At 42.9% G+C, this 11,373-nt stretch carries 13 protein-coding genes and 2 pseudogenes; 12 read left to right on the top strand and 3 right to left on the bottom strand.

Annotated elements, in window-relative coordinates:
- Positions 1-27 precede the first annotated feature (27 nt).
- The gene (locus BCT49_RS12370; protein WP_102435505.1) at positions 28-558 is read right to left on the bottom strand and encodes an Hcp family type VI secretion system effector; all 531 of its coding nucleotides are present in this window, start codon (positions 556-558) and stop codon (positions 28-30) included.
- 28 nt (positions 559-586) lie between these two features.
- Positions 587-1,975, bottom strand: coding sequence for an ImpA family type VI secretion system protein (locus tag BCT49_RS12365; RefSeq protein ID WP_102435503.1), 1,389 nt, complete (start codon positions 1,973-1,975; stop codon positions 587-589).
- Positions 1,976-2,537: 562 nt separating this feature from the next.
- On the opposite strand from BCT49_RS12365, the gene BCT49_RS12360 reads away from it, so the two are divergent.
- From BCT49_RS12360 to BCT49_RS12350, 3 genes are read left to right on the top strand one after another with little or no spacing between them, the layout of a single operon-like run.
- Positions 2,538-4,529, top strand: coding sequence for a type VI secretion system Vgr family protein (locus BCT49_RS12360; RefSeq protein ID WP_198595852.1), 1,992 nt, complete (start codon positions 2,538-2,540; stop codon positions 4,527-4,529).
- Positions 4,529-5,092, top strand: a complete 564-nt coding sequence (locus BCT49_RS12355) for a DUF6931 family protein (RefSeq protein ID WP_102435499.1) — start codon at positions 4,529-4,531, stop codon at positions 5,090-5,092. Before BCT49_RS12360 ends, BCT49_RS12355 begins: the two co-directional genes overlap by 1 nt.
- A gap of 9 nt (positions 5,093-5,101) precedes the next feature.
- Entirely contained in the window at positions 5,102-5,398 is a 297-nt protein-coding gene (locus BCT49_RS12350; protein WP_102435497.1) for a PAAR domain-containing protein, read from the top strand.
- A 214-nt stretch (positions 5,399-5,612) separates the two neighbouring features.
- Here BCT49_RS12350 and tnpA read toward each other — a convergent pair whose 3' ends face one another.
- Positions 5,613-6,047, bottom strand: coding sequence for an IS200/IS605 family transposase (gene tnpA, locus BCT49_RS12345; RefSeq protein ID WP_017633274.1), 435 nt, complete (start codon positions 6,045-6,047; stop codon positions 5,613-5,615).
- Between the two features lie 360 nt (positions 6,048-6,407).
- Between tnpA and BCT49_RS12340 the strand changes: the two genes are divergently transcribed.
- From BCT49_RS12340 to BCT49_RS12300, 9 genes and pseudogenes are all read left to right on the top strand, one after another.
- Positions 6,408-6,785: a hypothetical protein gene (locus BCT49_RS12340; protein WP_241908071.1), complete on the top strand. Its 378-nt coding sequence runs from the start codon at positions 6,408-6,410 to the stop codon at positions 6,783-6,785.
- An 88-nt stretch (positions 6,786-6,873) separates the two neighbouring features.
- Positions 6,874-7,635: pseudogene (locus BCT49_RS12335) on the top strand (IS5 family transposase).
- Positions 7,636-8,024: 389 nt separating this feature from the next.
- Positions 8,025-8,288 (top strand): hypothetical protein, encoded by a 264-nt coding sequence (locus BCT49_RS26175; RefSeq protein ID WP_339375382.1) that lies wholly within the window; start codon positions 8,025-8,027, stop codon positions 8,286-8,288.
- Between the two features lie 116 nt (positions 8,289-8,404).
- A pseudogene (locus tag BCT49_RS12325) lies at positions 8,405-8,740 on the top strand (group II intron maturase-specific domain-containing protein); the annotation flags it as partial.
- Positions 8,741-8,812: 72 nt separating this feature from the next.
- A complete protein-coding gene (locus BCT49_RS26170) occupies positions 8,813-9,055 on the top strand; it encodes a hypothetical protein (protein ID WP_241908070.1) in 243 nt (80 codons plus the stop codon).
- Positions 9,056-9,253: 198 nt separating this feature from the next.
- Positions 9,254-9,403 (top strand): hypothetical protein, encoded by a 150-nt coding sequence (locus BCT49_RS26165; RefSeq protein ID WP_241908069.1) that lies wholly within the window; start codon positions 9,254-9,256, stop codon positions 9,401-9,403.
- Positions 9,404-9,781: 378 nt separating this feature from the next.
- Complete coding sequence (radC, locus tag BCT49_RS12310; protein ID WP_102435494.1) at positions 9,782-10,255, top strand: RadC family protein; 474 nt, start codon at positions 9,782-9,784, stop codon at positions 10,253-10,255.
- A complete protein-coding gene (locus BCT49_RS12305; RefSeq protein ID WP_198595851.1) occupies positions 10,252-10,689 on the top strand; it encodes a DUF2787 domain-containing protein in 438 nt (145 codons plus the stop codon). The genes radC and BCT49_RS12305 overlap by 4 nt, the downstream gene beginning before the upstream one ends.
- A 46-nt stretch (positions 10,690-10,735) precedes the next feature.
- A complete protein-coding gene (locus BCT49_RS12300; RefSeq protein ID WP_102435490.1) occupies positions 10,736-11,179 on the top strand; it encodes a DUF2787 domain-containing protein in 444 nt (147 codons plus the stop codon).
- The last annotated feature ends 194 nt before the right edge of the window (positions 11,180-11,373 follow it).

The following is an 11,373-nucleotide window of genomic DNA, read 5'->3' as shown; positions in this document are numbered from 1 at the left end:
CTGAACGTGACATATCTAATGAAAGAATTACTTACCAGAAGTCATTTTTCCGGTCGGTAGGTCGTAAGTCACAACACCACCGCTTTGTAGTTCACCACCTTCTTTCTCGTAGTGATGTTTCTGAGAAATAGAAGTGTAAGAAAGAGATAGGCTTTCGTACGGTTGAGAACCGTCAGTGCCGCTCACGTTGTAAGAAACTAGACGTGCTTTTTCTAGCTTAACTTGGAAGTAAACGTCTGCACCTTGACCATCGTTAGAAGGTTTAGTAAATGCTACCTCAACTGTTTTACCTTCTTTACCTGGGTTGAATAGGTAAGACAGCAAATCTTCAGAAGCACCATCGACTTCTTTAGTTACGCTAACTTCGCTTACGCCAACCATGCCTGAATCCGCATTGGTGCCATTACCAATGTCCATAGCAACGTTACGAACGCCACCCCAAGAGTAAGAGTTGATTGCAAACCAACCGTCATTTTTACCTTCAGCCGTTTCTAGCTGACCGATAGTCGCTGCGCCCTCAACTTGAAGACCGCTTACACGCATGTAAATACTTGCCATGATTTTTCCTTATTTTTTTTTAACACAATTACCAACTCAGAGCCGACGTAGCGGATGGTTGTGGTTTTTCATATTGCTTAGATTGGGTATCTACAGGGGAAGTCTGAGATACATGCTCTTCGACACTTGGCGGCCCCGAAACGGGAGGCGTCGCTTGAGGTGTCTGGGGGCTCTCAATGTCCACCGTTGGAGTATTCACCTCCGGCAGCAAAACCTGATCGAGATGATTCAATCCGGCGGCATTAAAAATCGTACTAAGAGCGTCACCGTTTTGTTCCGACATCATTTCTTGCAACAACTCTGGTAAGGATAAATATCCCCATCGAATCGATTTTTCTAACAAGAATGAAATTGGGCTATGCGGTTCGCTCTGGCGAAAATAATCAGAGACTTCTCTCAGCAAATGGAAAGCTAAGTCTCGGTTCATGTTGTTTAAGTTACCCAGTTCAGAGAGATTTCCTGCGTGTAAGTGTTGACTTACGGTCTGAGCTTGCTCTGATGCCATAGGTATTGGTTCTATCGGTTTTGCATCCATATGGCTTGGCTGATCACCGTCAGAAACTAAATTTTCGGTAACCTCTTGCTCTGCTGTCTTGGCCTCCGCTTTCGGGGCTAGCTTAATTCCACTTAAATGAACCAAAGCGTTTTCAACACGGGTAAGCAGTGACTTCGCAAATCCAAAGTTGGTACTTTGACTGCCTACAGACTGACAATGAGTGCTCACTAACGCTGACAAACGCTCCAACTGGGAGATACAACGTTTGGCATTTTCCATCTTGAATTGAATCGCGTAGCGCTCTTGCGCCACCGTGGTCGTAAGCGTAGATTTCAGTTGGCTGATTTCGCCTTTTCTCTCTGCACTTTGAAAATCAAAAAACGTCACTTCCCCAACTAAGGGCAGTTGCAGCATCGGTGCATAGAGAATCGAGCTTTCCTCGCTATCACCAACTAATTGTAAAAATGCTTTAACTTTTGCATCAGCTTGCTCTCTCTCTTTGTCCTTATCATCAGATTTCAGCTTTTCAATTGGCAGTACAGGGTTTAGGTGATCCCAGTGCTTCTCACTTAAATCGGCTAACCACTCAAGGCTATTCGCAGCACTTTCTAACGTGCTATCGAGAAGGAGCTGAGCGGCAACAAACCATGAGATGAGCTCGATATCTCTGGTTGTATTTGAAAACTGTTCAAACAAACTGTCTGAGAGAGTCTTCCAGCTACTTAGACATGCCTCTTGTAACGCGTCTTTCTCGTCAGCACTAGGGTTTTGAATTAGCTTACGCAGCGCAGTTTGCGCGACATTAAATTCATTACGTAATGGGCGAAAAGCACCTTTATCCAGTTTAAGATAAACGCCACAGATAGAATCATCACTCAGAGGTGTAGAAAGTTGCTCAATTTGATGCTTTGAAAAAGGCATAGGTTCCCACTCTATTTCAACTATCCGTTCAAGTTCCAATTAAGTTCAATCGCTATTCCCCCTGAAAGAAAAAAGCTAGAGGCATTGAATTATCTCAGCCTGACAAATTCTTCTTTTTATGGAGAAATAACATCTTATTAAAATCAATTAACAATAAGTGATATATATTAATTGAAAATGATATTTTTTTATAATCATTTTTAGGTCATCAGACCTCTTTTGATAGATAACTTAAAACCAGAAAAAACATAAACCCATGATTTAAAGGCTTTAAGCCCAAGATAACGCTATAAACAAATATATTAACGATCTCTTAAATACCTAGAAAATAGATATGCACCAATAAAGAATTAGCGAGAAAGTTTACCATTTAAAGTTAAACATCTTTGAGAATGACCTCAAAGCAATCGCTTTCATCACATTCAAATAGCAATATGTTAAACAAATTACCTTGAATTAAGCTCTAACTCGAAATAGATTAGATGCGTAAATCCTGAACGTTGATGTCATTACATCAAGTAATAATGGTATCAATTGTTATTTAATAGTGAATTAAGTGAATATGAGCAGTAATGAATTAAAGCACCAAACCCGCTCCCTCACCATCAAGCTTTCAGATAGCAAAAGTTATATTGTCACCCAGTTAATTGGTGAGGAAAGCATATCTGGAGGTTGCAAATTTTCAGTTTCCATCGCGGCAAACATGGAGATCGATACCAAAAACCTTGGCAAAGCAGTTTGTGTGTCTTACGAGTTTAATGCCGGAAAGCGCTTTTTTTCAGGCATATGTAGCACTCTGCAATTCACAGGATATAGCAAAGACAAGCACCAGTTTTATTATCAAATAGAAATACTTGATCATCTTAGCTTGCTAAAATACAAGCGAAGTCGTCAGATTTTTCAAAACATGACAACGAAACAGATCATTGAAAAACTGTTAGAACAAGCTGCTCTCAAAAGCTATTTTCACTTTTCCCTTTCCGGAAATGGGAGAAAGCATGAGTATTGTGTTCAACTTGATGAAACCGACCAAGCTTTTATACGGCGCTTGTTAGCAAGCGAAGGTTGGCACTACCACGTACAGCATCAATCCAATAAGTCGACAGTCTGCATTGGCGATTCAAATCAACGATTTGAGAAAATATCTGATCCAAAGTTAAGCTATCAAATAGGTGGCAACAATCAGCAGCACGTACTAACAACGTGGAGTCAATCCCATTATGTTGGCAGTGGAAGGGTATCTGTCGCCGATCATACTCAAGAACTGGCTGAATTTTTTGATAGCGGCACCCGTAAAAGCACCGAAAGTTACGCGTCAACTTCATTGACACAAGAACTCTTTGCATTTGGTCACGAGAATAAAAATGAAGTCCGCGACGCAGCAAAAATGCATATGGAAGCGTTAGATCTTAAGAAGTCAGCCTCTCACTCATCATCCAGTTTAGCGACGCTAGCTTGTGGCTATAAATTTGTACTAACTAACCATCCTCTCGGTTCAATGAACCAAGAGTACATCGTCACTCATCTATCACATCGCATATCCAGAGAAGAATCAAAAAACGAGGTCGCGTATCAAAATCAGTTTTCTTGCATCCCTTCATCACTGGTCTTTCGTCCAGAAATATTAGATAAACCGCGTGTCCATAGCTTACATACAGCAACCGTCAGCGGGCCGAAGGGAGAAGAGATTTACCGAGATAAGTTGGGCCGAGTAAAAGTGCAGTTTCACTGGGATAGAGTCGGAAAAAATGACCAAAACAGTTCATGTTGGTTGCCCGTATCGCAAGGGCTTGCCAGTAAAGGCTTCGGTTCTCAATTCACACCACGCATTGGTGATGAAGTGATTATACAATATATTGATGGCGACCCCAGTCGTCCTATCGTGACTGGCTCTCTATACAACAAAAACAGCTCAGCCCCATACACCTCTGATACTCAAAATGGTATCAAAACTCGTTCAACGCCTAAGGGCAGCAGCAAGCAAGGAAACGAACTACGTTTTGAAGATCAAAAAGACAAAGAGCAAGTATACTTACGGGCTGAAAAAGATTGGCTACTGGACGTAAATAACGACAGCCAGTCAACGATTAAAGGCATGAAAATGACTCAAGTTGAGAAGAGTGCGACCTTAAACGTTAAAGAAGACATTCAAGTCGAAAGCGATAAAACACTTACTGCTAAAAGTAAAGATAACTGGACTGGTGACAGTGAGAAAGATCTAAACCTCAATGCCGCTTCCAACATCAATATTGCGGCTAAATCGACAGTCAGCGTTGATGGCAACCAAGTGTCGATCTGTGGTAAATCGAAGATCGAACTCAAAGTGGGTGCGAGTAAAATCGAGATCAGCGCTAGTGGTATTAAGATCGACGCCCCTCAAGTCTCTGTTTCAGGTAAAGCAAAAGCAGAGATGAAAGCCGCAATGATAAATATTGAAGGCCAAGGTAAGGCCGATGTAAAAGCAGCGTTAGTGTCGGTTAACGGCAGCGCCATGACACAAATAAAAGCCGGAGCCATGGTGCAAATTCAAGGCGCAATTACAAAGGTAAATTGATGATGTTGATAAAGGTTCCTCACCAAGCCGCGCAAGATATCCTAACTGTCTACGAACCGAATGCCGCATTCGCAGAATTAGCAGACGCAAACACTACACCTATCGATTTGGTTTCTGTAGCGATGGAGCAAGAGCTGTTTGCCGATGCTGTGACTTTTCTTGCACATGCTCTCCCAGTTCGTGAATCCATTTGGTGGAGCGCAACCTGCGCCGCTTCCCTGCATCACTGGAAAGAAGACGAAGCCAATGCCATTCGCGCAACAAAGGCTTGGGTCTATACACCTGATGAAACAAGCCGACGATTTGCAGAGCAAATGGCAGAAAAAGCGGGATTAGAAACCGGTGCCGGCTGGACAGCTCAAGCGGCCTTTTGGAGCGGTGGCAGTATGATCAAGCCAGAGGATCCTGCAGTTCCCCCTCCCCCATACTTGTACGCACAAGCAGTCGCAGGAAGTATTAACCTTTCAGCAGTCTTACCTGACGGTGAAGAAGCAAAAGAACGTTATCAACAGTTTGTAGAAATGGGTCTAAACATCGCCTCTGGCGGAAACGGTCAACAATAGGGAAAGAACATGCTACCAGCAGCCAGAGCAACAGACATGCACATGTGTCCGATGCAAACACCAGCAGTAGTGCCAATCCCTCACGTAGGTGGGCCATTACTCCCTCTACCAACAACAGTATTGATCGGCAATCTACCAGCCGCTACTCTAGGGCAGATATGTGTTTGTGTCGGCCCACCAGATAGTGTTGTTAAAGGAAGTGCAACCGTGCTGATTAACAATAAGCCCGCGACGCGCATGGGCGATCTAACTGCCCATGGCGGAACTATAGTGATGGGGATGCCAACCGTATTGATTGGTGGGTAATTACATTTCACTCAAGTTAAACAGGCAAATCAACCGCACAATTTACACTCAACACCAATTAAAACAAGGTTGAAAAAATGTAAAGTTTAATGAAGTGTGTGATTCATAGATATTATTTCAACTACATGGGATGTCTATAAAAAGAGAAATCCAGTAAATTACCACCTTCTAAAGAAGGTGGCTTTGTGTGAGCCCCCTAAAAGGGGGCCTTTGTTTAGTCCAACGCCAGTTGCTGCTGCTCCACGCGCTCTTTTTTCTCTTGATGTCTTACATAGCGTCGAATGATTTCTTCATTAACCCCTACGCTATCGACAAAATAGCCCCTTTGCCAAAAATGGTTACCCCAGAGCTTGTTTCTCCTTAAATATGGAAATTTACTAAAGAGTTTTAAAGCTATTTTGCCTTTCAATACGCCCATCAACTTGGATATCGATAACTTAGGCGGAACTTTTACTACCAAGTGCACGTGGTCAACTTGAACGTTTAATTCAACGACTTCACATCCAAGTTGATTACAGTAAACGTTTATACACCGATAAACTTCTTTACCTACATTGTTTTTCAAAATCCTAAATCGATACTTTGGTGTCCACACTATGTGATATTGACATCTCCAAAATACGTGGGAAGCTTGATTATATCTACTCATGTTATTTGTCCTCTTTGACTTCGCTAAAAATCAAGGGAGCATTTAACATGGGTAGAACTACAGGCAAAGCCAAACTGAATGATAACCACCTACTGAAGTAGGTGGTTTAGGGCTGAAAACAAAGATTACCATGGGTAAAATTGTATGAGGAGTGTTATGAGGTAGGCCTTGTATGCTGCTTTGGTATTTCCAGACCGACGTTACACCGTGGCCTTGCGAATCCCCTCATAATTAGGCATAAAAACAATGAGATAGACGCGCATCGCCGTCTTTGATCTAATGAGTATCGCTGAACACATTTTGAACAAGTGAACTAACGATGCGCGATATTCAGATTTTACAACAAACCATACAAAATCAATGCCCCTCCATTCACAAAAACGCCTTAATTTTCTGATACTTGCTACAAAAAGTGCACTTGACGGCTCAGACTTAACGCTGACTAAACTAGGTCGCAAACTGGAAACTAATACCACGGTAAAACATGCGATCAAACGCGTTGATAGACGGCTTGGAAATCGCCAACTACACCGTGAAAAAGACCTTATTTATAAATGGCATGCCTACTTAATAACGGGCGCCAACCCATGTCCTGTCATCCTTGTTGATTGGTCTGATGTTCGTGAACAACTTCGTTATATGACGTTAAGAGCATCCGTTGCACTTGATGGTCGAGCCATCACAATCTTTGAACAAGTTTTTGAATATGGCCAATACAATTCACCGAAAAGTCACTAGGGCGTGTTGATCTTTCGTGAGTGTTTTTTGAACAGCATGGTAAAGAGTTATAATCTGCTTCGCCAAAAGTAAAACCATAACCAATACCATGCCAAGAACAATGCTAACTGATATTCGATGGGAACTGCTACTCCAAGTTATGAAAAGTACAGGTCGTATTTACGATAAAACTGAACATCGAATGACATTTGAAGGAATACTTTATCGAATGAGGGCAGGTATTCCTTGGCGAGCTCTACCCTCTGAGTTCGGAGAGTAGAGTACCGTTTACAGACGATTTGATCTTTGGTCAAAGAAAGGGATTTTAGATAATCTTTTCAGAAGCTTATCTAGCATGGCTGATTTTGAATGGGTCTTTCTTGATGGCTCTATAGTTAGAGCGCATCAGCATAGCACAGGTGCAGCTACTGAAAGCTCAGAGCAAATAGGAAAAAGTCGCGGGGGCAACTCAACCAAAGTTCACTTAGCTGTGGATAGTGCTGGCCTGCCGATTTGCTTTGATTTATCAGAAGGACAACGCCACGATATAGTGCATGCCGAAAGCTTAGTTGAACAACTCGATGAAGTTAATACCATCGTTTGTGATAAAGGCTATGACAGCGAACCTTTTCGTACTTTTGTTAAGGAACGTGGTGGAGAAACGGTCATTGCTAAACGCAATTACGGACAAGATATAGACAAAGACAGTATGGATTGGTGTCTATACAAGTATCGTCACTTGGTCGAAAATGCCTTTGGGAGAATTAAGCATTATCGAGCTATTTCAAGTAGATATGACAAGCTAGAAAGGAATTATGCCAGCATGTTATCGCTGGCATTCATGTTAATGTGGCTACCGCTGTATTGTTGAACGCGAAATGTACAGCAAAGATCAACACGCCCTAAACATTCCTCGATAAATTGCAGAGTATTTTGGTTAGGTCGTGTCCGAGGTGAAGTATCAATCAAACAGCCTCATAAACCTTGGGTCTCAAATAAGACCTTTTATCCAACCGCTGTTCATAAACCCAAATATCTTGGCCACTGCTTATTGGCAAAGAGAGCACCGACACTCTGTGAAGCCTATGTTTATAAGGGATTAGAAAAAGGCCGAAAAGCCCAGCGCCATAGTAGAACCAGCCAAAAACACTCCGCTACACATCTCTACCAACGCAGTACGAGGAGCCGTGGCTGCTCGCGATTAATGTCCCTCGACATATCTTAAATGAAGTACAAATTACCAATCTGTACGCCAAGCGCATGCAAATAGAAGAAGCCTTCCGCGATCTAAAGAGTACCGCCTATGGAATCGCACTTCGTCACAACAGAACTCGTTGTACTAAGCGATTGGATATCCTACTTTTTATTGCCTTGCTCGCTGAAATCTTGATGTGGTGGAATGGCCTCATTGCAGTAAAAGCCAAATGGCATTTTGACTTCCAAGCCAACAGCATTAAACACCGCCGAGTTCTATCCATACCTCGTCTAGAGAGAGGTACGAAATCATCGGCGATATCAAATTAACGAATCACAATATCAATGGGGAATGTTCGAATATCAGAGGCTCACACACAATGCAGGACTAGGGGAAATATGAGGGGAGCCGTCAGCACCGTGGCATCATGGTATAAGCAGTGCGGAATCACAGGTCTGGAAAAATGCTCATTAAGCCGAGTAAATCCAATACGTTGAGGTTCTTAAGTAACCTGCGGGAACTCATCAAAAAGCACGTAACCCTTCCAGTGAATGATCTTATCAAACTGATAAATCCGAAACTCAGGGGGTGATCGAACTATTATCGGCACTGCGTGGCTAAACAGGTATTCGGATATGTCGGTCACAAGCTATTCCATACGTTATGGCACTGGGCTAAAAGGCGTTATCCAACAAAGTCCAAAACTTGGATCGCCCTAAAATACTTCATCAACCGAAAAGGCCAGTGGCAGTTTCACGGTTGGCAGAAGACCATGGATATGGGGTTGTGACTGGTCAGCAGCCGCTGAATCAGGAGATATCAAACTTAATGGTCGCGATACCAAAGCAGAGGGTTGGATTCGAACATTACATCATACTCGAACCTCGCTAAAGACTATACCGTGATGCCGTATTGCCATACTTTGGATGTATGGCTTAAAGCGCCATTAGAGAAATCCAAACAGACCCAGTTAGATGAGTTAAAAACACGACTTTCTGATTTAGAGGCGACTTGGAAAGAACGGCAACGATTTTATGGCGATGGCTTTGATGTCGCAATAAAACCCAAGTCTGCTTTTGAGATGTGGCTCTTTTAGCAGCTCATCAATAGCTACCAAGGCAAGTGCTGGATAAATAGCTCAGAGCCGCCCTATCACGCTGTAAAGAAGCATTCTATCTAATACGTTAAGCACTACCCACCAGCTTAACGACCCACAAATACGTTAACCCACCATCTAGAGGCCACCTTGTTATCAAGGTGGTCTTTTTATTTTATCCGTAAAAAGGAAGCACTCATGCAAACAACACAACCAAACAGCTCCTCCATAGACCAACATGATTCTTTACCTACGTTAGAGGCAAAAAAAATCAAACCACTCACGGTACTTGTCCACTGGTCTGAGTCTCGGGAGTTCACTGAAGAGACACTCTATGACTTTAATTAGTTCGAAAAGAAAGCTTTGGAGATTGCTAAATGCAATCCTTTAGGCGGGTACGATAAACAAAAGTAGCCGTGACCTTTGACAATGAACATCAGCACTATGTATGGGCTCACTATCTTAGGAGTTGGTCAAACTCCAATGTAGTTATGCCAGAAATAGGTGTTTCAGAGTTTCAATAAGTGTGTACGTTTAATCTCCAAACGACTCTGTCATATCGCCCCCCACCCTAACGTCATCAAGTTTCCTCTCAGGCCAAATTCCCACTCACGTGCTCCGTCGGAGTTCACACCTATTCCCTTTATATCTCACTCTAAAACCAAAAATATTCAGGCATATGTCATCAATGTGAATAACCATCATTGAATCCGACAGGAGCCTGTAATGACTACCCCTAATTCTGATTACCAAAAACAACTGCGCTATCAGGAGAATGAAATCCTAGAGCATGCAGCTAAGATACTCGCCACGCGCTATGTGCGTGGTGATGCCTTAATTAGTCCTGATGCGACCAAAGAGTATGTACGCTGCAAACTCGGCAGCTATGAACGCGAAGTATTTGCTTTACTGCTACTGGATAACCAAAACCGATTGATTGAGTTTAAAGAGCTCTTTCATGGCACCGTCGATGCCGCCAGTGTCTACCCAAGAGAAGTAATAAAAGCTGTGTTGGAAGTGAATGCAGCAGCAGTGATTATGACTCACAACCATCCTTCCGGTGACTCAACCCCCTCACAAGCGGATAGACGTATAACCGAAAGACTCAAAGACGCGCTCGCTCTGGTCGATGTGCGCGTATTGGATCATATCGTGACGGGCGAAATCTGCACCTCATTTGCTGAGCGAGGCTGGTTATGATTGAACAACACTATGGTGATATCAGTATCAATGATGCACTGCTCTCGTCACTAGAAAGTCTTCTTACTGGTCATACATTACCTGAGCATGCTGAGCGACTGGTACTGAACTGCCGTCAAATGATTTACTACCGCCATCGTCAAGGACTGCACCCGATTGAGATACAACTCAAACGAGAGTCAATCTCAGCTCCTTGGCTTATCGTGTTCTTTGCCAGCTTTTCTTACCCTAATAACAACAGTACTTCAGTAGAGCCAGAGTTGTACTTTCATCTTGCTAATCGTTGGTTCTATCAACCCGATACAGGAACAACGGATTTATCTCATCCAGAAGTGCAAGATGTGCTCTCTGCTTGGATGAATGCATTAACTCGCCACCTAACCCGAAACGTCTTTGATAACGTGCAACTCTCGTTGGTCAGCTCGTTTAACTAACCCTCTACCTACTTTCTGATTTACCCCTAAACAAGGAGGACTGTCGATGTCCCAATTAGCCTTTACGTCATTACCCCTACCTGTTTCTAAGAAGCTGTATGCATTGCTTAATACGCATTACTCGGCTCATTTGCTTAACAATGAAACGCTCTCCACCAGCAGTCATATGGTCTTTAACTTTCGTGATAAAACTTACAGTGCTGCTGCTGGTGGCTTTCACCCTGTCGAGATTTCTATTTGCCAATTTTCAACAGGAGAATGGTGTATTGAGTACATCACGGACTTTGCTTATATGGGGAGCTACTACCCTGAGCTTGAGCGGAATTTAGATTTTGACTTTCGTGCTCGTCAATGCTTTGCCAGCTACCACGGCTGGTTTTCAATGAACGATAATCGTGACGCTGTTGAACTGTATCAATTGTGGGAGAGTAATTTTCTCGCATACGTCGAGATAGAGGCATTCGACGATATTACCCTTACCCCGCAATAACTCATGACTTCCCTTCTCCTACAAACCATCAAACTTATCATGGCTCTTATCACCCTGTTTACCCTATCTCCCTTCTTTGGTGCCATTGGAACCCTAACGACTTTAGGCTTTCTGGTGGTACTGCTGATTGGGTTACTAGTAGCAATCTCAGAGCTGAGAGATAAAAACAACCATCGATAATGTTAATCGACTCA

It is taken from the genome of Vibrio lentus (assembly GCF_002875945.1).
In the GTDB taxonomy this organism is placed as follows: domain Bacteria; phylum Pseudomonadota; class Gammaproteobacteria; order Enterobacterales; family Vibrionaceae; genus Vibrio; species Vibrio apostichopi.
The sequence above is the reverse complement of the archived record's forward strand: the minus strand, read 5'-3'. Positions and strand labels throughout refer to the sequence as shown.